General features: G+C 44.3%; 30 protein-coding genes. 6 read left to right on the top strand and 24 right to left on the bottom strand.

The features are described from left to right. The first annotated feature begins 49 nt into the window (after positions 1–49). Positions 50–1,354, top strand: coding sequence for an MFS transporter (locus ACRC6Q_RS00820; protein ID WP_431465523.1), 1,305 nt, complete (start codon positions 50–52; stop codon positions 1,352–1,354). Between the two features lie 77 nt (positions 1,355–1,431). Here ACRC6Q_RS00820 and ACRC6Q_RS00815 read toward each other — a convergent pair whose 3' ends face one another. From ACRC6Q_RS00815 to ACRC6Q_RS00775, 9 genes are all read right to left on the bottom strand, one after another. Next, positions 1,432–1,623 (bottom strand): DUF3934 family protein, encoded by a 192-nt coding sequence (locus tag ACRC6Q_RS00815; protein ID WP_223636320.1) that lies wholly within the window; start codon positions 1,621–1,623, stop codon positions 1,432–1,434. Between the two features lie 73 nt (positions 1,624–1,696). Continuing rightward, a complete protein-coding gene (locus tag ACRC6Q_RS00810; RefSeq protein WP_431465522.1) occupies positions 1,697–2,176 on the bottom strand; it encodes a glutathione peroxidase in 480 nt (159 codons plus the stop codon). 37 nt (positions 2,177–2,213) lie between these two features. After that, positions 2,214–2,651 carry a MarR family winged helix-turn-helix transcriptional regulator gene (locus tag ACRC6Q_RS00805; RefSeq protein WP_223636316.1) on the bottom strand — a complete coding sequence of 146 codons (438 nt, stop codon included), beginning with the start codon at positions 2,649–2,651 and terminating at the stop codon, positions 2,214–2,216. A gap of 23 nt (positions 2,652–2,674) precedes the next feature. Beyond that, positions 2,675–3,094 carry an organic hydroperoxide resistance protein gene (locus ACRC6Q_RS00800; RefSeq protein ID WP_223636313.1) on the bottom strand — a complete coding sequence of 140 codons (420 nt, stop codon included), beginning with the start codon at positions 3,092–3,094 and terminating at the stop codon, positions 2,675–2,677. A gap of 152 nt (positions 3,095–3,246) precedes the next feature. Then, positions 3,247–3,804, bottom strand: coding sequence for a methyltransferase family protein (locus ACRC6Q_RS00795; protein WP_223636311.1), 558 nt, complete (start codon positions 3,802–3,804; stop codon positions 3,247–3,249). Positions 3,805–4,307: 503 nt separating this feature from the next. After that, on the bottom strand, positions 4,308–5,960 hold the full coding sequence (locus ACRC6Q_RS00790; RefSeq protein WP_223636307.1) for a b(o/a)3-type cytochrome-c oxidase subunit 1: 1,653 nt from the start codon (positions 5,958–5,960) through the stop codon (positions 4,308–4,310). Beyond that, positions 5,957–6,430: a cytochrome c oxidase subunit II gene (locus ACRC6Q_RS00785; RefSeq protein ID WP_431465521.1), complete on the bottom strand. Its 474-nt coding sequence runs from the start codon at positions 6,428–6,430 to the stop codon at positions 5,957–5,959. The genes ACRC6Q_RS00790 and ACRC6Q_RS00785 overlap by 4 nt, the downstream gene beginning before the upstream one ends. 25 nt (positions 6,431–6,455) lie before the next feature. After that, complete coding sequence (locus ACRC6Q_RS00780) at positions 6,456–6,578, bottom strand: cytochrome C oxidase subunit II (RefSeq protein ID WP_223636303.1); 123 nt, start codon at positions 6,576–6,578, stop codon at positions 6,456–6,458. A gap of 152 nt (positions 6,579–6,730) precedes the next feature. Further along, positions 6,731–7,453, bottom strand: coding sequence for a Crp/Fnr family transcriptional regulator (locus tag ACRC6Q_RS00775; RefSeq protein ID WP_223636301.1), 723 nt, complete (start codon positions 7,451–7,453; stop codon positions 6,731–6,733). 163 nt (positions 7,454–7,616) lie between these two features. On the opposite strand from ACRC6Q_RS00775, the gene ACRC6Q_RS00770 reads away from it, so the two are divergent. Both ACRC6Q_RS00770 and ACRC6Q_RS00765 read left to right on the top strand, forming a co-directional pair. Next, positions 7,617–8,081, top strand: coding sequence for a universal stress protein (locus tag ACRC6Q_RS00770; RefSeq protein ID WP_223636299.1), 465 nt, complete (start codon positions 7,617–7,619; stop codon positions 8,079–8,081). A gap of 398 nt (positions 8,082–8,479) precedes the next feature. Continuing rightward, positions 8,480–9,814 (top strand): murein hydrolase activator EnvC family protein, encoded by a 1,335-nt coding sequence (locus ACRC6Q_RS00765; RefSeq protein ID WP_223636297.1) that lies wholly within the window; start codon positions 8,480–8,482, stop codon positions 9,812–9,814. A gap of 81 nt (positions 9,815–9,895) precedes the next feature. Here the strand turns inward: ACRC6Q_RS00765 and ACRC6Q_RS00760 are convergent, their stop codons facing one another. Next, positions 9,896–10,240, bottom strand: a complete 345-nt coding sequence (locus ACRC6Q_RS00760; protein WP_223636294.1) for a YolD-like family protein — start codon at positions 10,238–10,240, stop codon at positions 9,896–9,898. 489 nt (positions 10,241–10,729) lie between these two features. On the opposite strand from ACRC6Q_RS00760, the gene licT reads away from it, so the two are divergent. Further along, positions 10,730–11,560: a BglG family transcription antiterminator LicT gene (licT, locus tag ACRC6Q_RS00755; RefSeq protein ID WP_223636291.1), complete on the top strand. Its 831-nt coding sequence runs from the start codon at positions 10,730–10,732 to the stop codon at positions 11,558–11,560. Positions 11,561–11,657: 97 nt separating this feature from the next. Here the strand turns inward: licT and ACRC6Q_RS00750 are convergent, their stop codons facing one another. From ACRC6Q_RS00750 to ACRC6Q_RS00740, 3 genes are all read right to left on the bottom strand, one after another. Further along, positions 11,658–12,533 carry a Cof-type HAD-IIB family hydrolase gene (locus ACRC6Q_RS00750; protein WP_223636288.1) on the bottom strand — a complete coding sequence of 292 codons (876 nt, stop codon included), beginning with the start codon at positions 12,531–12,533 and terminating at the stop codon, positions 11,658–11,660. Between the two features lie 138 nt (positions 12,534–12,671). Further along, on the bottom strand, positions 12,672–14,153 hold the full coding sequence (locus ACRC6Q_RS00745; RefSeq protein ID WP_223636285.1) for a glycoside hydrolase family 1 protein: 1,482 nt from the start codon (positions 14,151–14,153) through the stop codon (positions 12,672–12,674). 71 nt (positions 14,154–14,224) lie between these two features. Continuing rightward, on the bottom strand, positions 14,225–16,138 hold the full coding sequence (locus tag ACRC6Q_RS00740) for a beta-glucoside-specific PTS transporter subunit IIABC (RefSeq protein ID WP_223636283.1): 1,914 nt from the start codon (positions 16,136–16,138) through the stop codon (positions 14,225–14,227). Between the two features lie 606 nt (positions 16,139–16,744). Here ACRC6Q_RS00740 and ACRC6Q_RS00735 point away from each other — a divergent pair. Next, positions 16,745–18,184, top strand: a complete 1,440-nt coding sequence (locus ACRC6Q_RS00735; RefSeq protein WP_223636281.1) for a glycoside hydrolase family 1 protein — start codon at positions 16,745–16,747, stop codon at positions 18,182–18,184. A gap of 323 nt (positions 18,185–18,507) precedes the next feature. Here the strand turns inward: ACRC6Q_RS00735 and panB are convergent, their stop codons facing one another. The 4 genes from panB to ACRC6Q_RS00715 all read right to left on the bottom strand — a co-directional run bounded on the left by panB (position 18,508) and on the right by ACRC6Q_RS00715 (position 21,182). Next, positions 18,508–19,344 (bottom strand): 3-methyl-2-oxobutanoate hydroxymethyltransferase, encoded by an 837-nt coding sequence (panB, locus tag ACRC6Q_RS00730; RefSeq protein WP_431465520.1) that lies wholly within the window; start codon positions 19,342–19,344, stop codon positions 18,508–18,510. Positions 19,345–19,598: 254 nt separating this feature from the next. Beyond that, on the bottom strand, positions 19,599–19,943 hold the full coding sequence (locus ACRC6Q_RS00725; protein ID WP_431466304.1) for a DUF6176 family protein: 345 nt from the start codon (positions 19,941–19,943) through the stop codon (positions 19,599–19,601). Between the two features lie 20 nt (positions 19,944–19,963). Next, a complete protein-coding gene (locus ACRC6Q_RS00720) occupies positions 19,964–20,431 on the bottom strand; it encodes a GNAT family N-acetyltransferase (RefSeq protein WP_431465519.1) in 468 nt (155 codons plus the stop codon). A 64-nt stretch (positions 20,432–20,495) separates the two neighbouring features. Next, positions 20,496–21,182, bottom strand: coding sequence for a Type 1 glutamine amidotransferase-like domain-containing protein (locus ACRC6Q_RS00715; RefSeq protein ID WP_431465518.1), 687 nt, complete (start codon positions 21,180–21,182; stop codon positions 20,496–20,498). Between the two features lie 106 nt (positions 21,183–21,288). On the opposite strand from ACRC6Q_RS00715, the gene ACRC6Q_RS00710 reads away from it, so the two are divergent. Then, the gene (locus ACRC6Q_RS00710) at positions 21,289–22,059 is read left to right on the top strand and encodes a nucleotidyltransferase domain-containing protein (protein ID WP_431465517.1); all 771 of its coding nucleotides are present in this window, start codon (positions 21,289–21,291) and stop codon (positions 22,057–22,059) included. Between the two features lie 41 nt (positions 22,060–22,100). Here ACRC6Q_RS00710 and ACRC6Q_RS00705 read toward each other — a convergent pair whose 3' ends face one another. From ACRC6Q_RS00705 to ACRC6Q_RS00675, 7 genes are all read right to left on the bottom strand, one after another. Further along, positions 22,101–22,808 carry a Na-translocating system protein MpsC family protein gene (locus tag ACRC6Q_RS00705; RefSeq protein WP_431465516.1) on the bottom strand — a complete coding sequence of 236 codons (708 nt, stop codon included), beginning with the start codon at positions 22,806–22,808 and terminating at the stop codon, positions 22,101–22,103. 162 nt (positions 22,809–22,970) lie between these two features. Continuing rightward, positions 22,971–23,288 (bottom strand): DUF4181 domain-containing protein, encoded by a 318-nt coding sequence (locus ACRC6Q_RS00700; RefSeq protein WP_223636804.1) that lies wholly within the window; start codon positions 23,286–23,288, stop codon positions 22,971–22,973. A gap of 77 nt (positions 23,289–23,365) precedes the next feature. Next, on the bottom strand, positions 23,366–23,923 hold the full coding sequence (locus ACRC6Q_RS00695) for a GNAT family N-acetyltransferase (RefSeq protein WP_431465515.1): 558 nt from the start codon (positions 23,921–23,923) through the stop codon (positions 23,366–23,368). Beyond that, a complete protein-coding gene (locus tag ACRC6Q_RS00690; protein ID WP_431465514.1) occupies positions 23,880–24,437 on the bottom strand; it encodes a GNAT family N-acetyltransferase in 558 nt (185 codons plus the stop codon). The genes ACRC6Q_RS00695 and ACRC6Q_RS00690 overlap by 44 nt, the downstream gene beginning before the upstream one ends. A 23-nt stretch (positions 24,438–24,460) precedes the next feature. Further along, positions 24,461–25,000 carry a GNAT family N-acetyltransferase gene (locus tag ACRC6Q_RS00685; RefSeq protein ID WP_223636252.1) on the bottom strand — a complete coding sequence of 180 codons (540 nt, stop codon included), beginning with the start codon at positions 24,998–25,000 and terminating at the stop codon, positions 24,461–24,463. A gap of 59 nt (positions 25,001–25,059) precedes the next feature. After that, positions 25,060–25,467 carry a GNAT family N-acetyltransferase gene (locus ACRC6Q_RS00680; protein WP_431465513.1) on the bottom strand — a complete coding sequence of 136 codons (408 nt, stop codon included), beginning with the start codon at positions 25,465–25,467 and terminating at the stop codon, positions 25,060–25,062. Continuing rightward, positions 25,464–25,625 (bottom strand): hypothetical protein, encoded by a 162-nt coding sequence (locus tag ACRC6Q_RS00675; protein WP_431465512.1) that lies wholly within the window; start codon positions 25,623–25,625, stop codon positions 25,464–25,466. Before ACRC6Q_RS00675 ends, ACRC6Q_RS00680 begins: the two co-directional genes overlap by 4 nt. Positions 25,626–25,628: the final 3 nt, after the last annotated feature.

The following is a 25,628-nucleotide window of genomic DNA, read 5'->3' as shown; positions in this document are numbered from 1 at the left end:
TGCTTTTGGAAATACAGTAACGTGAAGTTATGGCAAATGGAGATACATGATGAAACAATTAACAGGAAATGCTTTTCACTACGGCTGGGTCATTATCGCGATTGCAGCCTTGTCCCAATTTTTCTCTGGCCCCGGACAAACTTATTCCAACTCGATTTTCATCGATTATTATATAGAAGACTTCGGCTGGAGCCGCTCGACGGTTTCCGGCATCTACTCAGCTGCCACCTTAACCGCAGGCTTCCTGCTGTTTTTTGTCGGTCGGCTGATTGACCGCAATGGTTCACGAAAAATGGCGGTTGCTGTTTCCATCGCCCTCGCTGTGGCCTGCTTCTTCAACAGTTTCGTAACAAGTCTCGTCATGCTGTTCATCGGCTTCTTTTTTATCCGGCTGCTTGGACAAGGTTCCATGGCGCTCATCTCAAGCTCGCTCATCCCCCAGTGGTTTGTCAAAAAGAGAGGGCTCGCCATCAGCATTGCCGCCATCGGTGGATTGGTCAGTTCCGCTGCTTTCCCGCTGTTGAATGTTTGGCTGATCGAGTCATTTGGCTGGCGCAGTTCGTGGCTGATTTTAGGGGTCATCATCATTGTTTGCTTTACACCGCTCGCTCTTTTCCTCATTCAAAATTCTCCTGAAGAAATGGGTTTGTTACCGGATAACGGCGATAAACTAAGAAAAGAGCCTGAAAAAATGGCCATTGAAGAAGTCAGCTGGTCGGTGAAGGAAGCTTCAAAAACCCGGGCATTCTGGTTATTGCTGCTATGTGCCGCCATTCCTGGAATCGTCAATACCGGTTTGACCTTCCACCTGGTTTCCATCTTCGCTCAAAAATCCTTATCCCTTGAAACCGCCGCAAGTATATTAAGCTTAACGGCATTGATCGGTTTGCCGGTCACGTTCATCACTGGGATCCTATTGGAAAAAGTAAAGGTCCAATATATGCTGACGCTCGTTTTTGCCGGAGAACTCCTGTCGTTGTTTCTTCTGCAGAAAGCTGATTTTTTGGCAGCCGCCGTCATTTTCGGTCTGGTCTGGGGCGTGAGCATGGGAATCGAGCGGATCGTCATGGCTGTCGTCTGGCCCAATTACTTTGGCCGGAAACATATTGGCAGCATTAGCGGCATCTCGATGGCGATGGTCGTCACGGGATCTGCACTTGGCCCGTTGCCGCTCGGCATCGCGTTCGATCTGTTCGGCGGCTACGTTGAAATCCTCTGGACGCTGATGATCTTCCCGGTTTTCGGCATCATTTCGGCATTGCTGGCGAATCCACCGATGAAGGAAGTGCCTGCAAAAGAACCCGTTATTGAAGACATTTATGGTCCTTCAGAAAACCCTTTACTCGCGGAGTAAAGGGTTTTTTTGATGCAACTGGACTACCGGGCAAATAAAAAAAGTTGCCCAATTTGGACAACCCATTACTTCTCTCTTTATGCATCGACCCATTCAGCTTCTGAAGCTCGTTCTTTATCTGTTTTGGGTTCGTCGGCTTTTTTATTGGTTTTACTGGTGTACGGCTTAAAACTCTTGGCCTTGTTGGCGCCGGCTTTCCAGCGGGTCCAGCCTTTTTTGCCAGTTCCCTGGCCCGTACCGCTTTTCGTTTTTGCTTTTGCTTTGCTCATTCTAATCACTCCATTACTTACGATGATGTACAGCTTATCACATCAGGGCGCAGAGTGGAATAGAAAGGTTTTGCTATTGCTGGCCAAGCACTTTTTGAATATCTTTTTCAAAGGATTCAGGTTTGTCTTTTGGCGAGAAACGCGAAACGATGTTGCCTTCCTGGTCAATCAGGAATTTAGTAAAGTTCCATTTGATCCCGCTCGACAGGAATCCTTTTGTGTTATCAGTCAGGTAGCTGAAAAGCGGATGTGCGCCTTTGCCATTGACCTTTACGAGGTCATGCATCGGAAAAGTAACCCCATAAGTCATGCGGCAAGCTTCCTGAGCTTCTTCTCCGCTGCCTTTTTCCTGTCCGAATTGATCGGATGGAAAACCTAACACGACCAGTCCTTGCTCCTTATAGTCTTCATACATTTTTTCCAGGCTGTCAAATTGATCTCTCAATCCGCATTTTGTCGCTGTGTTGACAATCAACATGGCCTTGCCTTTGTATTCGCTTAATTGGTATTCTTCCCCGTTCGGCTTTGGTACCGCAATATCGTAAATATTCATCCGGCATCACTCCTTTTGTGGCGATTCAAAGCATAGTTTACAGATCCATGGTTTTAAAAGTCGCATTCAGCTCTTTCAGGTTTTTCATCAAGGTAATCGCGTTGACGCCCATGAAGTTGCAGCTCGCAAGTTTGTCGAAGACAGCCTGTTCAACCGCTTTTTGTTCGCTTTGGGCTTTTTCCGTCAAGGAAATCGTAAACGCGCGTTTGTCGGTTTCGGATTGCTGTTTGATCAGCCTCCCCTGTTCGATCATGCGATTGATGATGGGATTCAAGGTTCCCGTGCCAAGGCCGAGCCGTTCACCGATGTTTTTCATCAGCAGTCCGTCTTCCTCCCATAGGACAAGAAGCACCAAATACTGCGGGAACGTCAGACCGAACGGCTCCAGCGCTTTCGCATACATTTTCGAAAAATTACTGGAAGCTTTATAGACTTCAAAACATAATTGCTGTTCGAGTTTCGTCGGTTTTTCCATTTACATCTCACCTATACTCATTATTAGAGAACGCTGATCTCCACATCCACCGATCCTTTGATCGCTTTTGAATATGGGCAATACTGATGCGCTTTTTCTACGTACTCGTGTTTTTTCTCTTCATCGATGCCTGTGATATCGACAACCAGTTTCACTGCCAGCTTAACGCCGCCATTGTCTTTATCTCCGATCAATGCAACAGTCGCCGTTACTTCGCTTTTCTCTATTTCCACTTTACCAGCTTCCAGCACCCATTCCAATGCGCTATTGAAGCAGGCGCTGTAGCCTGCCGCAAAAAGCTGCTCCGGATTTGTTGCCGTTGTGGCTGAACCGCCAAGAGCCTGTGGTTTTGCTACGTCCAAATAGAAAATATTGTCCGGCGAATAAACTGCGCCGTCTCTTCCGCCTGTATTGATCATAGTCGTTTCAAATAGTGTTTTCATTAGTTATGTTCCTCCATCCATTTGTATCTTACACGATCTATATTATATTACATCGTACACGATGTAAATAAAGATGCTCATATCTAAAAAAGACGTTATTCACCTTTCTGGCGAATAACGTCTTTTCGTAAAATTGATCCGTTTCCTTCTGTTTAATAAATGAATGGAATCAAGCGCGCACGCTTTTTCATCCATTGCTCATAATCCGGCCCGAACTTCTCGACCAGCAGGCGCTCTTCGTAATTGATCCGCTGAAGTAAGGCCCAGACCATGGCCGCGCCTCCGATAATTGCCGCAATCAGGCTGCTGAAAAAAAGCGCCATGCCCAGTGTAATCAGCAGCAGTCCCGTATAAAGCGGATGGCGCAGCTTCCGGTACGGGCCGGTGCTGACGATTTCATCCCCTTCGCGAACTGTGACGTAACGTGTGAATTGCGACTTCAAATGTATGATTCCCCAGAAGCGCAGAAACACTCCTGATGCCAGTAAAATGATCCCCACCAGCTGGCCAGCCAACGCCAAGGCCGCGAATGGCTGCAGCTCCTGCAGCAGCATCGCCACAATGATCGTGGCAATCAAGACCGTGAAAATAGTGAAAAAAGTCCGTTTTTCCAAAGAATCGCCCTGGCCGACGCCGCGATTGCGGAAAATCACGAATTCGCCGATCCACAGCAAACTTATTGCCGTAAAAATCCATTCCATAATCGTCATATAAAAGGCCTCAACTTCCTGTCCATTTCCTTCCAATATATAGAACATTCCGAAACAATACAATTTCTATCCCTTTCCAAATAAGCTCATCCAAACATCGGCAGCCGGGAATCCATCCTGCTGCTCTGGCTTGCGTCCAAGCTCGTGGAGGATTTTGGCTGAACGGCTGCAAATTCTCCTGAGCGACCATAAATCTTTTTGAACGCCCACAAATCCTCCTGAACGACCACAAATCTTTTTGAGCGCCCACAAATCCTCCTGAACGACCACAAATCTTTTTGAGCGCCTATAAATCCACAACACACCTGCCAGAAGCCGAAAAAAAGCCCTTTGCCGACCCGGCAAAGGACTCTTTTCTATGATTTTATCTACGTTTCCTTAAAAAACTGGTGCTGCTGCCTTCCGCTTACTCTTCTGTAGAAGAGATTTCAACCAGCATTGCCGTGAATGCGATAAAAACAACCATTAATGAAAGTACCATCGTGAACATTGTTCCTCAACTCCTACCAAGTTTTGAATCCTTCTGAGCCTGGCGGTGCATGTTGAATCATATGGCTTAACGGAATTGCATAAGCGATGACAATGAGTGCAACAGCGAGACCAATCCAAATCCACCAATTCTCCAGCCATTTCGGCGTACGGGTCATGTCGCTTTCCGCCATCGGGAAGTCAACCACATCCTTCGGCTCCACCGCTTTAGGCGACAGGAACATCGTCATAATAACGATATAGATGAGGATCATCGCCGATACGAATAATATACTTCCTCCAATTGCCATCGTGACGTGGTTCGTCAAGATGCCATCAAACCATTCCATGGCAGCTGGGTGATCGTTATAGCCGGAATACGCGGTTCTTCTTGGCGCTCCGAGTAGGCCCAGAAGATGCTGCGCTGTTGACATCAAAAGCATACCGATTGACCAGGTGATGATTTGGACCAGTCCAAGAACTTTCATGGACTTGGTGAATTTTCTGCCTGTCAGATAAGGAATCAGCCAGAACGTCAATCCCATGAATGTCATGGCCACTGGAGTTCCAACCGTAATGTGGAAATGTCCGACAATCCATAGCGTATTATGGACAACTTCGTTCAACTGGAAGCTTGCATTGATGATTCCGCCAGCTCCACCGGGGATAAAGAACGCCATGGCGATGAAAATCGATGTAAAGCGGATATCTCTCCACGGCAATTTCGTAAACCATCCGAAAATGCCTTTTCCGCCATTTTTCCGTCCCGCGATTTCAAATGTCGCGAACATCGAGAACGCGGTCATCAATGAAGGCACGATGACCATGAATGTCAACACCACCTGAAGGAATTTCCAGAAGTTCGAAATTCCCGGTTCTGTCAGCTGATGGTGGAATCCGACAGGAATGGAGAACAGGATAAAGAGTACGAAAGACAAACGTGCCAAGGAATCACTGAATACTTTTACGCCCAGGATCTTCGGTACGATAACATACCAGGCCATGTATGCAGGCAATAGCCAGAAATACACGAGCGGATGTCCAAAGAACCAGAACAAGGTACGGCTGAGTTCCACATCAATGGTATCGGTCCAGCCGAACGCCCAAGGAATGTATTGGAACAATACTGTCGCCACGACACCAAGACAAGCGATGATCCACATGATGATGGTGGTGATGGTCATGAAAGCGAATAACGGGCTCAACTGCCCTTTATTGTTTTTCCGCCATACTCTGTAATGTCCGACCAGCGCGAAACTGCTGATCCAGGTTCCGACGATGACAAGAGCAAGCCCTACATAGTAAAAGCCGCTTGCCTGAAGTGGTGCATAAAAGGTGTACATGACGGAAGCTTCACCGGCCACGATCATTGCTGTTGCCATGACCGTTCCAAGCAACGTCACCCAAAAACCGATCCAGGAAAACAAGCGGACTTTCGGCCCGAAGCTTCCGAGGCTTTTGCTCATACCGGTAATAAAGAATCCAAAAATGAAAAATGTCGTAAATACAAGTGCGAGTAAGACCCCGTGCGCCGTTAAAATTTGATAATAGTCCAGCCAAGCCGGTAATTGAAGAGCGTCATTGCGGATAAAAACCTGAAGCAGTCCGCATAATGTACCTATTAGAAATGCAGCATAAGCTACGCCGATATTCCATAAAGCGATTTTTCGATCTTGCACAGCAATCATTCTTCGTACACCTCTATCTCTGTATACATCATATGGTGACCCGTTCCACAGTATTCATTGCAAAGAATTAAATATGTGCCCGGTTCTTCAAACGTGTAGGATTTTGTTGTAATACGGCCTGGAACGACCATCATATTGACTTTTGTATCATCGATTGTAAGACTGTGGACCACGTCGGTGCTGGTCACTTTAAAAATAATTTCCTTGCCGACCGGCACTCTTAAGTCCGGTGCCTGGTATCCGAAGGCCATTGCTACGATCGTAGCCTGATACGTGTCTTCATCCAATTGGGTTACACCCGGGTTATCAAATGGCGCTGTTTCATTCACTTTTTGGGGATCTATTGTTTCCATCCCTCCAGCTGGGGTGTGATCTTGAGAAAAGGCGCTCACTCCGACCACGCTTAAAAATACAATCAGCGATGCAATACCGAACACCAGCCAAATTTTTTCATATTTATGAAGATGCATTTAAACCTACTCCTTTCGTCCTGCCTTAACGGGCTACGTACAATAAATAAACGGCGACCCACATCACGATGATGATCAATCCCACTATGAAAACACTTACTAAAGTTCCTTTTAGATTGGCCTCCGGCTCCCGGTTTTCCTGACTCATTTCTTCTCACCTCTAATGCTTTTTGTTCTTACTTTCAGCCTATGCTATCGTCCTTCATGGCACTGTGACATTTCTCACACTTGAACCTCATTTTTAATAGATTGACAAATTTTAGACAAAAAAAGAGCTCGCCACATGGGCAAGCTCTCCTATTAATCAATTTTACATAAATAAATGGGACAGTTTTCACAATTTGTTTCTGTCTTTAAATGGCTCATATCGTGAATAAGGATTTTCCCTTCAAGTAAACTCACTATGCCATTCTTTTTCAAATCATTCAGCATGCGGTTGACCACTTCCCTGGTCATTCCACAGAAATTCGCCAGGTCCTGGTTAGTCAGGACCAGGTCGATCAGCGTCCCTTTTTCTGTTACAACCCCATAACTGTTGGAAAGTCTGATTAAGGTCGAATACAGCGCTCCTTTTTTACCGTGCAGCAGCAAATCCCGGAATTTCGTCTGAGTTTTCTGCTGATCGATTCCCATCCATTTCATAAAGGCGATGGACAGCCGCGCATTCGACAGCAAGGCTTCTTCCAGATCATTTATTGAAATATGAAGGCATACCGTGTCTTCAATCGCACGGGCATCCAGCATGTATTTAGGTGCTTCAGAAAAAATTGTCACTTCTCCAACAAGCTGTCCCGGACCGCAGATTTTCAGCGTAAGCTCCCGACCGTTCGGTGTCACTTTTTCAATCCGTATTTTCCCGGAGCGAATGATGAATACCCCGCTGATGGCATCTCCCTCATGGAACAAGTAACTATCCTTTTTCAATTCTTTGGTTTGATGGCGTATTGACAGCAATTCTTCCATCCCTGTCAGGCCATTCGTGTTTACTGCACCGGTCTTCACTTTATAGCCACCTTTCAACATGTCTTCCGCACTCTTCTATTTCATTTATTTTAACATGAATTTCCTTTTATCCGTGCAAAAGTTCATGACTTCGACACCCTTTTTCAAAAGAATGTGACAGATAAGAAGGAACTCCCGATGGCGACAGCGAAGTTCCTAGTATAGAGACGAGGAGGAATGCTGAATGACTTTAAAATATTCCAATATTTTAGTAGCAGTAGACGGTTCCAAAGAAGCAGAATTGGCATTTAAGAAAGGTGCTGCAGCTGCAGCCCGGAACAATGCCACCTTGCATCTGGCCCACATTATCGATAACCGTTCATTCGGTTCCATCGAGGCTTACGATCGGACAATTGCAGACCGCACGAAAAAAACATCCCAGGAGCTGCTGGCCAAATATAAAGAAGAAGCATTGGCTGCCGGCGTAAAGGATGTAAATGTCATTATTGAATACGGAGTCCCTAAAGTCGCCATTCCTAAAGAACTGGCACCTAAATTGAACATCGATGTCATCGTTTGCGGCGCTACTGGATTGAATGCCGCTGAACGGTTTATCATGGGCAGCGTTTCTGAACGGATTGTCCGTTCTGCCAAATGTGATGTACTGGTCGTTCGCAGAGAACAAGCTGACGTATTAGCAGAAGAATAATCGAAAGTCCTTCCCAAACTAAATTCCGGGGAAGGCTTTTTTTTTGCCCTTTTACATCTTCTCTCGTCCTATCCTATCTTCGTCTTTTATCCTAGAAGCAATAAATCATGTAAATAGTCAGATAAATATCAAGTCCTCGTTTTCAATATAACGTTATTTCACTAAAAAATCATATTAATGCTATAAACCAGCAGATTCAACCTTATATTCTGACATTTTGTCATGTTCGCCTTCTAATTGATAAGAAACTGTAATAATAAACAGGTTTATGCGGTGGTACAATGGGTCTGCTGGATTTTTCCTATGGCCACTCAAATGCCAAGGAAATTATCGATTATGTAAAAAATTTATCAGTATAACTTATAGATAGCCACGGAAAATGAAAGGGGCGCGAGAGTTTGAATTCATTATCAAAAATTATGATGATTGCATTATCAGCAGTACTGGCTTTAACGATGTTCATGCCGACTGCAAATGCAGATAAACTAAGTGATTTAGAAAAGAAGCAACAAGAGGTTCAACAGAAACAAAGTGAATTGAACTCAGGGATTCAACAAAAAACAAGTGAAATCTCCCAAAATCAAACCACACTCGAAAAAATCATCGCAAAAATCCGCGAATTGGATAACCAAATCATCGAAACACAAACCAAAATTGACGTGGCTCAAGCCGAGATCGACCAAACGAAAGTCGAAATTGACGAGTTGAGAAAGTCCATTGAAGAATTGGAAAGAAAAATTGCGGAGCGTGAAGAGCTTCTGAAAGAACGAGCTCGTGCCATCCAATTAAGTGGCGGCTCAGTAGATTACATAGATGTACTTCTTGGAGCAAACAGCTTTGTTGATTTCATTGACCGTTTCTCAGCAGTTAACATCTTGATCGAAGCAGACCGTGAAATTATGCGTGAACAAGCTGCAGATAAAAAATTGCTGGCTGAACAAAAAGCAGAAGTGGAAACGAAGTTGGCTGAACAGGAAGCTAAAAAAGCGGAATTGGTCGACTTGAAGAATTCACTGGATGCTCAAAAGAATAAACAGGCACAACTTGAAAAAGATCTAAAAGCCGAACAGGGACGATTGGCTAAAGAGAAATCAGCTCTTGAAGCGGAACATAATAAAGCGATGAATATCAGCTCAGATCTCGCCAAGAAAATTGGCGCAGAACAAGCACGCCTGGCAGAAATCGCCAGAAAAGCAGAACAAGAACGCCTAGCTAAAGAAGCAGCTGCACGTAAAGCGGAAGCTCAGCGCCAAGCAGCCGCATCTGCAGCTTCAGCGGCACCTGCAGCAACCGTTACACAAGCTTCTGTTTCTTCCAATGCCGGCAGCTCAACATTCATCTTGCCATCAACTGGACGTTTCACTTCTGGATTCGGCGGCCGTGATATCGGAGCCGGAGCAGAATCACATCTTGGAATGGATATTGCCAATTCACCGGGTACACCGATTGTTGCTGCAGCGAGCGGAATTGTTTCGTACGCCGGCAACATGGGCGGATATGGAAATGTGGTTGTTCTTACGCATTCCATCAACGGCCAGACTCACGCTACTGTATATGCTCATATGAACTCGATCAATGTATCGGTTGGACAGTCAGTCGGACAAGGCCAGCAAGTAGGCGGCATGGGCAACACCGGCCGTTCAACAGGCACGCATCTTCACTTTGAAATTCATGTAGGACCGTGGAACGGCGCACGCTCGAATGCCGTCAACCCTGCTCCTTACGTACGCTAATATAGGAAAAACCGGTTTCTCTTAAGAGATGCCGGTTTTTTTTATATGCTGAACCCAGTCAACTTTCCTGTAAAACTTTGCTCAGTCAAGCATATGGATTGAAGTGATCATACCGATTGCAAGTTGCCGTTCACCGAACGAATCTTCATAGGTGATGGCCCATTTCTCCTGATCCAGTTTTCGGATCGTGCAACGGCAGTAGTGGAAATGGCGTTCTTGCCATGATTGGATAAACACAGTGCACTTACGCTCACAAGCTACTATCAGCATATCAAGGATGGCCCCTTGCTCATCAGCACTGAGCATTGGCTGCGGATCATTAATAAAGTCAGCTGTGGAATCCCAAGCATGCTCCGATACGAACAGTCCCTCCCATCGCGTTTGCCTTCTTACATATCTTTTGCCGGTACTGCTTTTCTCCTCCATATTCTCCACTCCTTTCAAAAAAAGAACATTTGTTCTTATTGTACCAATTAAAAGCAGTGATTGTGTTATTTCGAAAAAATTTTTATTTTGAAGTAGAACCATAAATGAAGAGAAGAGCTTATTTCCTTCCGATAAATAGGTGAAATGCTAACTACTAGGGTGCAACATCACCTCTTTTTACTGCTGACTAAAATTTATTCGTAGAAGGAACTGTTGTCCACTCCAGGTATTTTAACTATTAAGAATTATAGATGCTAAGCTTTTAAAATTTTCACCTTTTTTATAGAAACGCGCCTTTTGAAAGCGTTGACAATGCAAGAAGACAAAGATATACTAAATTAACCGAATGAATAGATTGAAAATTAGGATTGTTACTGGTTGAGCAGGCAAAACCTAAGTCGCTAAAAGGGTGAAATCTTTGTGATTTTATCTGCTTTTAGTATGGCTTAGGTTATTTATATTGGATAGCAAAAGAACTGAGGAGAAGCCATGAAAATTGCTAAGGTTATTAATAATAATGTAATTAGTGTGCTGCAGTCAGACGGTTCGGAACTGGTTATAATGGGTACTGGCCTGGCTTATCAGAAAAAACCCGGCCAAGAGGTCGATCAGCAAAAAATCCAAAAAGTGTTTGCGTTGAAAAATAAAGAAACTTCCGATAATTTCAAGATGCTTCTTCGGGAAGTGCCTGTGGATCACATGGTTGCAGTTGAAGAAATCATTACATATGCAAAAAATAAACTGGGCAAGAAATTAAATGAAAATATCTATGTTTCCTTAACGGATCATATCAATTTTGCGATGGAGCGGTTTCGGGACGGCATTGAGATAAAGAATGCTTTGTTATGGGAAGTAAAACAGCTTTATAAGGAAGAGTTTTTGGTTGGCATGAAAGCAGTCGAACATATAAATGAAAAGTTCAATGTCTCGTTATCTGAAGATGAGGCAGGTTTTATCGCAATCCATTTAATTAATGCAGAAATGAATGAAGATGTGTCAAATACGTTAAATATCACAAAATTCATCCACCAAATCATTACAATCGTCAAATACCATTTTAAAGTGGAGTTCGAAGAAGATTCCTTAAATTATATGCGCTTTATCACCCATTTGAAATTTTTCGCCCAACGCATTTTTAAAGGCACACATTATGAAGGTACGGATGATGATTTGTATACTCTGGTTAAGCAAAAGCACCCAGACGCAGCAAAATGCACCAATAGAATTAAGGAATACATTAAAAAAGAATATGGCCATGAATTGACCAACGAAGAAATGCTTTACTTGACGATTCACATTGAACGTGTTGTCAAAAGATGAATAAACCCGTAAGCAACAGCGCTTCGCTGAAAGACGTTCCTCTATATAACAAAAAAAAGATGCCCCATCAGGCATCTTTTCTTTTATTTTAATCGTTTTACAGTTTGGCTTGTACAGTAGTTAATACATAATTATTTATGGCATAGGCCACGCCATTTTCATTGTTTGAATGTGTAACAACATCACAAACCTCTTTCACTTGAGGCTCTGCATTTCCCATCGCAACTGAAAGTCCAGCCACTTCAAGCATCGGAATATCATTAAAGTTATCTCCAATAGCCACGGTATCGTGTAAAGGAATGTTGTAGTGTTCAGCTACTCTTTTCAGAGCGCTCCCTTTATTTCCATGCTGATCCATCACTTCGATATTCAAAGGGCTCGAAGAAGTGATGCCGATAGTAGAGATGCCCTCCAAATAGCCGGATAACGCTGTTTTACTGCTGCTGTTTAAAGTCAGTACAAAGAATTTTTGGATGGTTAAATCTCTTCTGTTAAACAACTCGCTATAATGCTCGAAGAAATTAATGAGACTTGATTTTTGCGGCTGTTCTGTAATTTTTTGATAAATTTCATCTGAAAGGCCTTCGACTTTGATCTGTTCCTGTTTCATCGCAAGTTCTACTCGTTCTGACCAGTCTGCAGGTAGATAAATACCGTAATTGGTGTAGATTCGATATGGAAACTGATCCTCATCCAGCTTCTCTGCCGTCTTGATGATATCTTCTCTGTTCATAGATACACTTTGCAGAACACGGCCTTGGGCTTGCACAACGGATCCGTTGCTTCCGGCCAACGGAATCGACAAATCGTATTTTTCAAGGATTTGTTGAATATCTTCCGGAGCACGACCCGAGCAGATCATCACTATATTTCCCTGATTCTGTGCTTCCCGTATTGCTGCAAGATTTTCTTTCGTAATTTCCATTTTGGGAGACAGCAACGTGCCATCTAAATCAATCGCAATCAGTTTCATTATTCTCCACCTCTTATCCTAAATTCAAACATAGTACTATCATTCAGTATAAAGCATTCGTTTATTTCTGCCCTTACCTGGAAACTTTTTCACAACCAGTTTAAAGTGCCCTACTCTATTGAGTAAGGCACTTTTTCATTACTTTACTTCATCTAAGCTTTTCTGATGCAATTCTTCGCCGTTAGTAGCGATTACATTTTTGTACCAATCAAATGACTTTTTCTTTTTTCTTTCCAGCGTACCGTTGCCATAATCGTCTTGGTCCACGTAAATAAATCCGTAGCGCTTGGACATTTCGGAGGTACTGGCAGAAATCAAATCAATGCAGCCCCAGCTTGTATAGCCCATCAGTTCAACACCATCTTTAATCGCTTCTCCCATTTGTTCAATATGGGCCTGAAGGTAATCGATGCGGTAATCATCGTTGATCGAGCCATCTTCTTCCACAACATCGTATGCCCCTAAGCCATTTTCCACAATGAATAACGGTACTTGATAGCGGTCATACATTTTGTTTAACGTTATGCGCAAGCCTTTCGGGTCAATCTGCCAACCCCAGTCCGAAGCTTCCAAATAAGGATTTTTAATCCCAAGAGAAAAGTTTCCTTTCTCTTTTGCTTTATCCGGATTTCCGCTTGCCACCATTGACATATAATAGCTGAATGACAGAAAGTCGACAGTATGCTGAAGCAAGATTTCTTTATCGCCTGGAAGCATTTCAATCTGAATATTATTCTCTCTAAAGTATCGGTTCATGAAACTTGGGTAATAGCCGCGTACTTGAACATCTGTAAAAAATAAGTTTTTCTGATCTTCATCCAGTGCTGCCAACACATCATCCGGGCTGCATGTTTCCGGATAGGATTCCATGCGAGCCAGCATACAGCCGATCTGGGAACCAGGAATAATTTCGTGGCAAGCCTTTACCGCTAAGCTACTCGCTACAAACTGATGATGCAACGCTTGATATACCGCTTGTTCCTTGTTTTCAAGGCGGTCAACCAAAATTCCGCTGCCGATATATGGTGAAAACATAGAGATATTGATTTCATTGAATGTCAGCCAATATTTCACTTTATCTTTGTAGCGGTTGAATACCGTTTCAGCGTAATGAACAAAAAAGTCTACTAAGCGACGGTCAGTCCAGCCGTTGTATTTTTGCACCAGGTGAAGCGGCATTTCGTAATGCGATAGGGTCACTAATGGTTCAATACCATGTTTCTGCAATTCATCAAACACGCGATCGTAGAAAGCCAATCCTTCTTCATTCGGTGTTTGCTCATCGCCATTCGGAAAAATACGCGGCCAGGATATCGACAAACGAAACGTTTTAAAGCCCATCTCTGCAAAAAGAGCGATATCTTCTTTGTAACGGTTATAAAAATCAATTCCACGGCGCTTCGGAAAATTGGTTTTCTCGGTTTCGGCTAGCAACGCGTTCAATTCCGATTCGCTTTTAACGTCCATTTCAATGTCGTTGCCGCGTTCTTCTTTCGGCACAAATGAAACCATATCGAAAATCGACAGCCCTTTTCCTCCTGCATTGTATGCGCCTTCTAGTTGATTGGCAGCTGTTGCACCGCCCCATAAAAACCCTTTTGGAAATGTAGTTGATGTCATGAATTTATCTCCTTTTTTATGTATGGAAGAAAAACGGAATTCCGTTTTTCTTCCTACTTATTTTTGTGAAGTTAGATGTCCAGTGAAATGAGCGGCTCGCCCCACTTGACTTGTTTGTCTGTCGTTGTGTTGACCTGAGCATATTTTCCAGTATCTGTGATGACTACAGGCGTCGTCACTTCAAATCCAGCTTTCTTAATTGCCTCAATATCAAATTCAATCAGCAGCTGGCCTTTTTCCACCTGAGCACCTTGTTCTACAAGAGCCGTGAAATACTTGCCGTTAAGCTGGACCGTATTCATGCCGATGTGGATCAATATTTCCGCACCGCTGTCTGCTGTAATGCCGATTGCGTGCTTTGTTGGAAACAAAGCGGTTACAATGCCGGAAATCGGTGCAAACAATTTTCCTTCTGTCGGCTCGATTGCTACACCTTTACCCAGAGCACCCGATGAAAATGCGGCATCTCCGATTTCCGAAAGTGGTTTGATAAGCCCCTCCATAGGGCTTGCTACGATTTGATCTCCTACAAGCAATGCTTCTTCTTTTTGAACAGCTACTTTTTCTGTTGCAGGATCATTTGTTGTATCTGCTTTAGTCATGCCGAATAAGTACGTAAGGATAAAACTAAGAACAAAGGCAACCCCAATTGATATCATCACTGCCCAAAAGCTAAAACCTAATCCTCCTGTAGGAGGAATGAATGTCGGGATTCCAAAGATTCCAAGGCCACCGATCATGTAAAATGCTGAATTGCCAAAAGCAAGAATAGCTCCACCAACAGCTCCACCAATACAACTTATGATGAAAGGTTTTTTCAGCGGAAGCGTAATTCCGTAAATCGCCGGTTCTGTAACACCGAAAATACCCGAGATGAATGCTGGAATGCTAAGCGATTTCATCTTTTGATTCTTGATTCTCATCCAAACTGCAAGAACAGCCCCAATTTGCGCAAATGAAGCCGCGAATGACATCGCAAGAATAGGATCCGCTCCATAAACCGACAAGTTGTTGATCGCAATCGGTACAAGGCCCCAGTGCAGACCAAACATGACGAAGACTTGCCAAAGCCCGCCGATGAACAAACCGGCAATGATCGGGCTTAAGTTGAAGATGAACAAGGTTGATTGTCCAAGCAGTTGTCCTGCCCAAGTGGCAATCGGCCCGATCAGCATGAATGTAACCGGCACTACTACAAGTAAGGTTGCAAATGGAACAATGAATGTTTTTACGACGTCAGGTGTGATGTTACTAAACATTTTTTCTACTTTAGCACCAATTGCCGAAGCAATAATAATTGGAATAACGGATGATGCATAACTCATTAAGATTACCGGAATACCTAAAAAGGTAATATGAACAGGTGATTCAAAAAGAGTGCCACTAAACAGTGTATAAAGCGGTTCGCCTGCCGATAGACCGGATAGGGTTGGATAAACAAGAGCTGCACCAATGGCCATCCCGATAAAAGGACTGCCGCCGAATTTCTTCATTGCTGTATAACCAAGGAAAATAGGGAAGAAGTAAAAAAGTGAGTCACCGACTGCGTTTAGGATTTGATATGTACCGGATGTCGTATCAAGCCATCCAAGTGCTACAAACAGTGCATTTAACCCTTTGATCATCCCGGTTGCTGCAAGGACGCCAAGAATCGGTGAAAAAATACTGGAAATAATATCAATAAGTCGGTTGAATAGACTTGTATCGCCCGACTCTTCTGGAGGAGCATCGTTAGCTCCAAAGCCGCCTACTTCAACAACTGCTTTGTATACGTCTTGCACATGATTTCCGATAACTACCTGATACTGGCCGCCACTTTGCATGACTGTTACCACACCATCCATGTTCTTCAATACTTCTTTATTCGCCTTACTTTCATCTTTCAGCTTAAAGCGAAGCCGGGTAATGCAGTGCACCACACTATTGATATTCCCCCGGCCCCCAACATTCTCGATGATCTCTTTTGCCAACTTCTCATACTTCATCTTTTCCACCCCCATGATATTCAACCAATTTAATTTTGGAAACAAAAAAACCTAAATCATACAACGTCAGAGATAGATCTCTGTACCGTTCTATGATTTAGGTTTTGCCTGCTTCACCAGTAACAACCCTAAAGGGATTGATATGCAGTTGATGGGTTAAATATATCAGCACTGAAATTAGATGTCAACGCTTTCATTTTTATTTTTTTAATTTTATAAAAATTAAAGGAATTTCAGCTGATTTTTAAAACTACTGGAATCACCCCCTAGTCAAAGAAGTCGAGGTACTTACCTCAGATCCAAAGAACCCATGCAAAACCTTACTTTGAGTTTTGGTGTGACTGGCGTTTTATTAGTTTCGAATGAGCTTCTTCTCTCTATTCTTAAACTAAAAAAGGCAACGGAAAAGTTTTCTGTAAATTGTTTGCCTAATCAAAAAAGCAATGGTAAAGTTAATTCAATTAACTATTATAGGATTGTTACTGCTTATGCAGGCAAAACCTAAATCACGTAGAGTACGGGACGAGTATGTCTCTTTACGTGATTTGGGTTTTTTTATTACCCGCGTGAAAACGCACCCATTATACATAATTGGAGGTTTTACAAATGACGAAGACATATCAATTTCCCGAAAACTTTTTATGGGGCGGCGCGACAGCTGCCAATCAACTAGAAGGTGCTCATCTTGAAGGTGGCAAGGGGATGAACCTTGCAGACGTTATGCCGGGTGGAAAAGTTCGTTTCAACCTAATCACTGCACCGGGATTCGATTTTGAAATCGATAAGGACACGTATACCTACCCAAACCATGATGCCATCGATTTTTATCATCGTTACGCTGATGATATTGCCCTTTTTGCAGAGATGGGTTTTAAGACCTTCCGTCTGTCAATTGCCTGGTCACGCATTTTTCCGAACGGCGACGAGCTTGAGCCGAACGAAGAAGGCCTAGCATTTTATGACCGTGTATTCGATGAGTGTTTGAAGCATGGGATGGAACCGCTTGTCACGATTTCCCACTATGAAATGCCTTTATACTTGATTAAAGAGTATGGCGGCTGGAGAAGCCGTGAAGTCATTACTTTCTTCGAGCGCTATGCCATTACCTTATTCAACCGTTACAAAGATAAAGTGAAATACTGGTTAACGTTCAATGAAATCAACGGCGCAACACATATGCCGATTTTCGGTCTTGGATTTTCTCCCGCTACTGAAGATGTTCGTTTACAGGAAAGCTTCCAAGGGCTGCACCACCAATTTGTAGCGAGCAGCTTGGCAGTGAAAGCTTGCCACGAAATCAGTCCTGACGCTCAAATCGGCTGCATGTTGCTTTATGCTCCGGTTTACGCCTATGACAGCAATCCAGCAAATGTGTTGTATGCGATGAAGGAAGAGCAAATCTTCAACTACATTTGTGGAGATGTTCAGGTGCGTGGCGAATACCCTGCATTTACAAAACGCTATTTCAAAGAAAATGACATCAACATTGAAATGCAGGAAAATGACTTAGAGATCATTAAACAACACCCAGTCGACTTCATTTCTCTCAGCTACTACATGTCTCGTACGGAAAAGAAAGAGAAAACATCAGAGGAACAATCAGCAGGAAACATCATGGCCGGTGTGAAAAATCCATTCCTAAGTGCAAGTGACTGGGGTTGGGAAATTGATCCTACCGGTCTACAGATTGCATTAAATCAATTATACGACCGCTACCGCGTGCCATTGTTCATCGTAGAAAATGGGCTTGGCGCGTACGATGAAGTGGAAGAAGACGGAAGCATCCATGACGACTACCGCATCAAATACCTTCGCGAGCATATTCAAGCGATGGGTGAAGCGATCGAGGACGGCGTTGAACTGATGGGTTACACTCCTTGGGGCTGCATCGACCTGGTAAGTGCTTCGACTGGTGAAATGTCCAAGCGCTACGGCTTCATCTATGTAGATAAACACGATGACGGAAGCGGTACTCTTGAGCGTAAGAAGAAAAAATCGTTCGACTGGTATAAAAACCTTATTGCTACAAATGGAAGAGAGTTATAATATTCAGCAAGCCAAGTATTGGTCCATTTTGTTTGGGCCAATGCTTTTTATTTATTTTTAATTTTACATAAAAGTACACTAACGATAAAGTAAAGAATCTTCAGTATGAGGGTGGCCATTCTACTGATAAGTCGCCATATGTAAACTTGGAAGTTAATAAATCTTTTCTATAACTTAATCCGGAAAATAATGAATAATATCATCAATCCCAGAAAAAACACCTCCAGTTTGTCGTTGGTAACTCCATACGACGTTGGTGGTGTTTTTTCCTTGTCTCATTTTAGTGGGTCACTCCATCCAAGATGCCCGGTTTTTCCGTCTCTCTATTCTTTTCCTCCATACAACTGCTGAAGCTCTTCTTCTTTCATGGTGAAACGATGTTCTTCAGCCGGGAAAGCGCCTGTTTTCACTTCATCGACATATTGAGCCAGGCCTTGTTTCATGATCTCTCCCGTTTCTGCATAAGAACGGACGAATTTCGCTAAATGATGGGATCCATATTTCAAGACGTCATGATAAACAAGGACCTGTCCATCTGTTTCGCTGCCGGCACCGATGCCAATCACTGGTATTGTCAGCGCCGCTGTGACTTTCTGCGCCAATTGATAGGGGATGCATTCGAGAACCAGCATGCAGGCTCCTGCCGCTTCGCAAGCTTTTGCATCTTCGATCAGTTTTTGTGCGGCGTCCGCTGTTTTCCCCTGCACTTTATAGCCGCCGAGAACCCCTGCTGTTTGGGGAAGCAGACCCAGATGACCGACAACCGGGATTCCGGTGCGCGTCAGCAGTTTCACGACATCCACAACTTCGTCTGCACCTTCCAGCTTCAGCGCCTCCGCTCCTGTTTCCTGAAAAATGCGGACTGCATGATCAAGGGTGCGTTCTAAGCTGCCATGAAACGAAGCAAACGGCATATCCACCACCAAAAAGGTGTCGGGCGCTCCGCGGCGTGCTGCTTTGCCGTGATGGATCATGTCGCCGACAGTCACTTTTACAGTAGAATCGTATCCCAGGACGACCATCCCCAGCGAGTCACCTACCAGAATCACGTCCACACCAGCTTGTTCTGCAAGCTTTGCGGAAGGGTAATCGTAGGCTGTGAGCATCGCGATCTTTTCATTTTGGACTTTCATTTTGATGAGTGAGGCTGTGTTCTTCATTTTTCTCTCTCCTTTTGGGAGGAAAACCGAAATAAAGCCCATCGGTTCCAAAAATGGACAGACGGGCAGTAAGTTTATCAGTGGTTTTCTCCGTCCCTGTCGATTTAAGATCAAGGCAGAACTATGCAATTGTTGAGGTTCTTTATACGGGTGCAGTTCAACAATGATACCGCCCTTATTGCCACTATAGCAGAAGCCTGTGTGTTCGAACATGGTTTATGCACTAAGCTACTTTCCATTCCACCCAAACAGATTCACTTCATGGCCGCCTTTACTTTGTCCTGAATCATAACAACCTGCGGCTCTAAATCGACTGAACCATAGGCAAAATCAAGGCATTCGTTCCAGAACTCCATATGCTTTTTGTCCACTTCATGGCTGGAGCTCTCCAGTTCAGTTCCGCCTTCCCCCTGTACCGAATACCAGTATAAGTAGGTGGCACCTTCAAGCTCTTCTTTAAAAATTGTTTCAACAAACATTTTTTCATCGTCGAGAGTCAGCAGGACTTTGTCCATATGGTCATTCAAAAAATCCATCCATTGTTCAACCGCTTCTGCTTTTCCTTCTTTGACTTTGAACCTCGAAAGCTCTGCCGTCAGCTTCATTTCATCTACATCCTTTACTGTTTTTTGAAATAACCTAAAGTGGCTCTGCTGTTCAGCTGTTCGATGACACCAGTCTCTCTATAGCCCAGTTTTTCATAGAAGCGGCAATTCCCTTCCTCTTCCAGAATGGTGGCGAGCTCCCAGGTCACAGCTTCTTGATGCTGAATTTCCGCCAGTTTCATCGCTTCTCCGGCTATACCGCGCCCTTGATGAGAAGGATCGACGAATAAAGGGCTGACTCCAAATCTGCCTTCTTCATCCCATTTGATGCGTATCGCCCCCACCATTTTTTCCTCCGCCAAAATCTTATAGAAGTGCGAGCCAAGACCGTTGATTCTGCCAAGTACCCGCTCCAGCGTTTCATTCGCCGGATTGGTGTCATGATCCTGGTATTTCTCTAGAAGGGGCAAAAAAGCCGCTTTTTGCATGGCTAGGATAGCAGGTGCATCCGAAGCTATTGCTTTTTCCAGGTTGATATTCATAGGCTCACCTCATTTATTAAAAAAGAAAAAAGCTGTGGGGCTCTCCTTTGGAAAGCACGAACATTCACGTCCCCAAATATTCAACAGCCAATTCCTCTTCTCCATCCTTACTCACCCGGTAAGCTTTCGCTGCCGGTCTTGAACTGACTATCCGTTTGATATCCTGGCCAGCGTAGTGGATAGCCGCTCCATCATCTGCCGCAATTCCTTCTTGCAAATCGCCCTGTTTGATAAACTGGCGGTAAGCCGGTTTTCTTTCGGCTTCACCGTCGTAATGCGGACAATGGCTGCCTTTCAGGAAACCCAGCGCCTGGAGCGGTTCGAGTTTGTCGCCATAGGAATCGGTGACACCTTCCTCGTACCAGCAAATGGAACCGGCACTAAGGCCCGCCAACACAACCCCCTGTTCCCATGCCTTTTTCAGAATTCCGTCCAATCCCCATTCTTTCCAAAGCACCAAGAGGTTTTTGGTATTGCCGCCGCCTACATAAACAATATCCTGCTCCAACACAAGCCGTTCCAAATCCCGCGTCGGCGGTTTAAACAAAGACAGATGGCTCGGAATGCATGGCTGCTGGTTGAAGAAATCATAGAACTTCTCGATATAGCTGTCCGCATCTCCACTTGCAGTCGGAATAAAGCAGATTTTTGGCTGGGGTTGATGGGCCTGTTGCAATATGTATTGATCCAATAACGGATTGTCGGGCTCCATCGAGAAACCTCCACCGCCCATGGCGATAATCTGACGCATAGTTTTCACCCTTTCCTACATTCTTATTTCTATTTATTCTTCAAATTGGAAGGTTTATCCTTCTATGCTATAGTAATAAAAACAAATTCAGCTACGGGGGATTATCATGCTTATACAGGAAGTTGCGGTAGAAAAAATAACAGCCAGCTTAACGAAAAGCCCTTATGTGCGAGCCGTTTTCCTGAAAGGTTCCATGGGCAGAGATGAACACGATGAGCATTCGGATATCGACCTGTATTGCCTGGTCGATAAAGAGCAGGAAAAATCATTTCTGGCTGAGCGCCTTACGCATCTCCAAGCATATCGGCCGGTACTGTTTCAGGACGATATTTTCATCATTGCCCCTCAGCTCATAGCGGTTTTTGATGATCTGCTGCACATCGATCTGTTTACGGTGACTGTAGAATCATTTACGTCAAAGGATTTCTTTAGGGTGGTCTATGATCCTGAAAACCTGCTGGAGCAATTTACAGAATCGCAAAGTCTGGAGCTGAATGGAGCTGAATATACAGATCACGTCATTGATGTTGCGTGGTTTTTATTTCAGTACCGCAAAGCGGCTGCCAGAGGGAATGGCGTTTGGGCAGTGAAGATGCTGTGGCATGTTGTGGAGCATTTAGCGAAGGTTCTCTTGTACCGCTATGCACCAGAGCGGGCACAGCTTGGCTTGAAAACAGTGAGCCGCTCGTTGCCGGCAGCCGTCTTTTCGGAAATCGAGGGGATCTCCAGCCTGATGACGCCGGCTGATCATGTGCGGGCGGCTTCACGGATCAAAGAGCTGCTGCAACGGGAATACAGCTGGATCGATGAACACGTGTCCAGGGATAATAAGATGATGCCACTCTTGAAAAAGATGATTGAAATCCAAGGAAATTAAACAAGGGACAGTGCTTGATGAAGGCACTGTCCCCGTGTTCGTCAATGGCGGTTTTCGCGTTCCGGATCTATCAGCAGCACCATGTACCCTACATCTTCTATAAAGTTCCAATCGGTGAATACTTCGGTTATGTTCTGTTTTAAGATTTGTTCAAGAGAAGAATTGTAGATGAGATTCGATTCCAAAGGGCGTTTCGCCAGTTTCAACTGTGCCATAAAATTGTTTTTGATCAATTCCTTTTCGATTTCAATCATAATTCCTGTTCTTTGAATCAATACAATTCGTGGATTCAACCAATAAACTTCAATTTTCTCAGGTTCTTTCTGGGCTTCTTTGCTGATTTCGATGATTTCCTGAAAAAATGCCTTGGGATCTACACCTTTCGGCCATTCGCCATCATCTTCAATCCCCTCTTCGTTGAGCACCAGAATCAGCATGCCGGTCTTATTCTCCAAATTCCAGTCTGTGTAAATGTCTTTGATATCAAGATCCGCTGATTTCAACAGGTCCATCTTTATTTGGCCATCCAAATCCGCCATCAGCAAATCCCGGATTTCCTTTACACGTCCAGCTTCATGTTTGCTCATCAGCACTTTTTCTGTCGGCGCCAGGAACTCACGCAAATGGATAACGATAAACGGACGACGGATTGAGACAAATACAGACCTTAGCCCTTTTCCAAAATACGTTCGCAATAAACCTGCAATATAGCCGCTCACTTCCGCTTCAATGGTCTTGTCCTTCTTCATGGGCGCTGCTCCTTTAGGTGACACATCATTTGTTCTGATGCTATTCCCCTAAACGAGCGCATTTAATCCTCCACCGAAACGGTCGTGCTAATATCACCAGGAGAAAAAAAGAACGGCAGACTTATCCACCTATAAAAACTTCTGCCGGACATGAATATTCTTCTAACGAGGGAAAACAAAAAAACTAAGTAGCAGGACTGCAGCAATGGCGGCTTCCGATAACTGGCTGATCCAAATATTATCGGTTTTAGCGTATTTCCATTCCATTAAAGCCCGGATGAGGGAGCTGATGAAGAAAAAGAAAAAGAGATAATAGACCCAATTGATGTTCCCCAACAATTGATTTCCTAAAGTCACTGCCCCGACAAGAAAAGCGATCATCAGAAAAGCTTCAATCAACGCATGTGTCCGGTTCAGAGGCCAATACAGCCATTCCTTGCGCTTTGCTATGTCCCAGCGCTTCTTCACATACCGCCCCACAAAAAAGTTTACACTAATATAAAACAAACAAAGTATGAGCGCCTCGACTATCAAACTTTTTTCACCTCCATTATGCACTATTCAGGTTTTTCTTCGTCCAGCCATTCCGGCCTCAATAAAGAGAAAATAAAAGCGTCGTGGGATTGATTCCGCTGATGCAGATAGCCGCGCAATCGTCCTTCCCGTGTAAAGCCAAGCTTTTCCAAAAGCCGGTTCGATGACATGTTTTCCGGATAGGTTACAGCTCCGATCCGGTACAGACCGAGTTCTGCAAAAGCATGCCTTAAAACAGCACGGATTGCTTCCTGCATCAATTGCCGGCGCCAATAATCCGGATGCAATTCATAGCCGATTTCCGCTTTTTTCGAATAAAGATTCAAATTGTTCAACCCAATGGTCCCAATAAACTCATTCGTCTCCTTGAAGCGGATTGCCCACCGCATCCCCCGTTTCAACGTAAAGCTGTTGTGAAATGACCGGATCATTTCAACAGCCTCTTCCTGGTGGGCCAAGCTATCCATTCCATAATAGTTTGTTACTTCATCGCGCGACAGGATATCAAAAAAACGGCTCGCATCCGGCTCTTCAACCTTATTTAAAAACAGTCTTTCCGTCTCCAATATAGGGAATTCCATGATTGTCCTCCTTTTCCATTGCGTAAACCCAGACGTTTTTCCCGGACAGCACGATTTCCTTTTCCACTGTCATTCCGATATATTCCGCCACTTTTCTCGAAGCCTGATTGTCCGGCTGAATCAACGAAATGAGCCGGTTTCTTCCCATTTGCTGCAGACCATAATCACGCAACGCCTCTGCAGCCTCCTTGGCAAATCCCTGTCCCCAATAATCTCTGGCCACCCAATAACCGACTTCCAATTCATCAGTCCCCTCGATGTTCTGAGCCACCAGCCCGGCATGGCCGATTCGTTTGCCATCTTTTTTCCGGATCAACAGCAAAAGCCCGCCTTGAGGATTTTCTTTATACGAACGATAAATCCAGTAAAGGAATTCAAGAGCTCCATTTTTATCTCGGGTCTGTCCTTTTCCGATATAGCGGATCATTTCAGGATCGGACAGCAACGAGTATAAAAAGTAGAAATCTTCGTCTCTGTAAGCTCTGAATTCCAGCCTCTCAGATTGAAGGCGCACAAAACCACCCCTTTTTAGGATTTTCAAAGATCACGCGGATTGATGATGGCCAGCACCTGATGATCCCGCCATACCCCATTGATCTGGACATTTTGCACAGCGACCCCTTCTTTGTGAAAGCCTGCTTTTTCCAGTACCCGGATAGAGGCATCATTTCCCGGCATAACCCCTGCCTCGATACGATGCAGGGCAAGCTTTCGAAAAGCATAGGCCACCACCAGCTTGACCGCTTCTGTTGCATAGCCTTTGTTATTGTGCTTTTTATCCAAGGCATATCCCAGTACGGCGCTTTGCAACGGACCTCTTATCACTTGAACAAGGCTGATCGTTCCAACCAATAACCCGGTTCTATTCTCAAAGATTCCAAAGCTATAAGCCTGATCATTTTCCTTCTGCTCCGCATAAATTTCAATCAGTTCCTTTTGCAACGGCAATGTATAAAAATCCGGATAGCGGGTCATGGCATACGCTTCAAAAAACTCACGGTTATCCACTTCCAACTGGAGCTTTTCCGCTGCATCTCCAGTGTGCAAAAACCGGATATTCACCTGCTCACCCTTCATTTAGGCATCTCTCCTTTGAGTTGAAACGTTCCACGTGAAACAGCTGGCATCTCTTAAAGTTATTCTTCAATGGTTTTGCGGAAGCCGTAGAATGGCCGGTAGCCCTGTGCTTCATAAAAACTGCGGGAGGTGCTGCTGGCCAGTAATTCCATGCGGGTTTTTGGGTACAAGCTGTGAACATGACGCATCAACTTTTTGCCCACTCCTGACTTGCGGTACTTTTCGCTTACCAGCACTTCACAGATATAAAGGGAAATGAAGCCATCTGTCAGTCCGCGCAAACAACCGATGACCTGTCCGTCCATTTCAGCAACGACTGCCACAGTGGAGTTGGTCCAAGCTTGTTGGGTATCCTGTTCTTTTGCCGCCAGGTTGTTCCATTGCTCCTGCTTGTTCAATGCATGGATGGCTGGGAAATCATCTTCCCGGTACGAACGGATCACCAAATTTTCCTGCGTATTCTTCATTTGCTCCCCCTCGCACTTTCTTTCAGCAAACTGATGATTTCTTGATTTTGCTGGATCTGCTTTTCCGAATTAAGGCGGAGAATCCGGACCCATCTCAATGCTATGGCTGCAACAAAGATTGGAATCAATATAAAAATCGCGCCAATGAAATCTCCCATCTG

The sequence above is a fragment of the Planococcus sp. SE5232 genome, from assembly GCF_050686535.1.
GTDB lineage: Bacteria > Bacillota > Bacilli > Bacillales_A > Planococcaceae > Planococcus.
The sequence above is the reverse complement of the archived record's forward strand: the minus strand, read 5'-3'. Positions and strand labels throughout refer to the sequence as shown.

Bases quoted from the DNA above. Each gene is read 5' to 3' on its own strand.
- ACRC6Q_RS00770 (WP_223636299.1), top strand. From the start codon at position 7,617: ATGACTTTAAAATATTCCAATATTTTAGTAGCAGTAGACGGTTCCAAA.
- ACRC6Q_RS00740 (WP_223636283.1), bottom strand. From the start codon at position 16,138: ATGAAGTATGAGAAGTTGGCAAAAGAGATCATCGAGAATGTTGGGGGC.
- ACRC6Q_RS00745 (WP_223636285.1), bottom strand. From the start codon at position 14,153: ATGACATCAACTACATTTCCAAAAGGGTTTTTATGGGGCGGTGCAACA.
- ACRC6Q_RS00790 (WP_223636307.1), bottom strand. From the start codon at position 5,960: ATGATTGCTGTGCAAGATCGAAAAATCGCTTTATGGAATATCGGCGTA.
- ACRC6Q_RS00715 (WP_431465518.1), bottom strand. From the start codon at position 21,182: ATGCGTCAGATTATCGCCATGGGCGGTGGAGGTTTCTCGATGGAGCCC.
- ACRC6Q_RS00810 (WP_431465522.1), bottom strand. From the start codon at position 2,176: ATGAATATTTACGATATTGCGGTACCAAAGCCGAACGGGGAAGAATAC.
- ACRC6Q_RS00695 (WP_431465515.1), bottom strand. From the start codon at position 23,923: ATGGAATTCCCTATATTGGAGACGGAAAGACTGTTTTTAAATAAGGTT.
- ACRC6Q_RS00780 (WP_223636303.1), bottom strand. From the start codon at position 6,578: ATGAGTCAGGAAAACCGGGAGCCGGAGGCCAATCTAAAAGGAACTTTA.
- ACRC6Q_RS00675 (WP_431465512.1), bottom strand. From the start codon at position 25,625: ATGGGAGATTTCATTGGCGCGATTTTTATATTGATTCCAATCTTTGTT.
- ACRC6Q_RS00815 (WP_223636320.1), bottom strand. From the start codon at position 1,623: ATGAGCAAAGCAAAAGCAAAAACGAAAAGCGGTACGGGCCAGGGAACT.
- ACRC6Q_RS00760 (WP_223636294.1), bottom strand. From the start codon at position 10,240: ATGGAGGAGAAAAGCAGTACCGGCAAAAGATATGTAAGAAGGCAAACG.
- ACRC6Q_RS00720 (WP_431465519.1), bottom strand. From the start codon at position 20,431: ATGAATATCAACCTGGAAAAAGCAATAGCTTCGGATGCACCTGCTATC.
- ACRC6Q_RS00685 (WP_223636252.1), bottom strand. From the start codon at position 25,000: ATGAAGGGTGAGCAGGTGAATATCCGGTTTTTGCACACTGGAGATGCA.
- ACRC6Q_RS00775 (WP_223636301.1), bottom strand. From the start codon at position 7,453: ATGTTGAAAGGTGGCTATAAAGTGAAGACCGGTGCAGTAAACACGAAT.
- ACRC6Q_RS00680 (WP_431465513.1), bottom strand. From the start codon at position 25,467: ATGAAGAATACGCAGGAAAATTTGGTGATCCGTTCGTACCGGGAAGAT.
- ACRC6Q_RS00705 (WP_431465516.1), bottom strand. From the start codon at position 22,808: ATGAAGAAGGACAAGACCATTGAAGCGGAAGTGAGCGGCTATATTGCA.
- ACRC6Q_RS00710 (WP_431465517.1), top strand. From the start codon at position 21,289: ATGCTTATACAGGAAGTTGCGGTAGAAAAAATAACAGCCAGCTTAACG.
- ACRC6Q_RS00820 (WP_431465523.1), top strand. From the start codon at position 50: ATGAAACAATTAACAGGAAATGCTTTTCACTACGGCTGGGTCATTATC.
- ACRC6Q_RS00805 (WP_223636316.1), bottom strand. From the start codon at position 2,651: ATGGAAAAACCGACGAAACTCGAACAGCAATTATGTTTTGAAGTCTAT.
- licT (WP_223636291.1), top strand. From the start codon at position 10,730: ATGAAAATTGCTAAGGTTATTAATAATAATGTAATTAGTGTGCTGCAG.
- ACRC6Q_RS00750 (WP_223636288.1), bottom strand. From the start codon at position 12,533: ATGAAACTGATTGCGATTGATTTAGATGGCACGTTGCTGTCTCCCAAA.
- ACRC6Q_RS00800 (WP_223636313.1), bottom strand. From the start codon at position 3,094: ATGAAAACACTATTTGAAACGACTATGATCAATACAGGCGGAAGAGAC.
- panB (WP_431465520.1), bottom strand. From the start codon at position 19,344: ATGAAGAACACAGCCTCACTCATCAAAATGAAAGTCCAAAATGAAAAG.
- ACRC6Q_RS00785 (WP_431465521.1), bottom strand. From the start codon at position 6,430: ATGCATCTTCATAAATATGAAAAAATTTGGCTGGTGTTCGGTATTGCA.
- ACRC6Q_RS00795 (WP_223636311.1), bottom strand. From the start codon at position 3,804: ATGACGATTATGGAATGGATTTTTACGGCAATAAGTTTGCTGTGGATC.
- ACRC6Q_RS00735 (WP_223636281.1), top strand. From the start codon at position 16,745: ATGACGAAGACATATCAATTTCCCGAAAACTTTTTATGGGGCGGCGCG.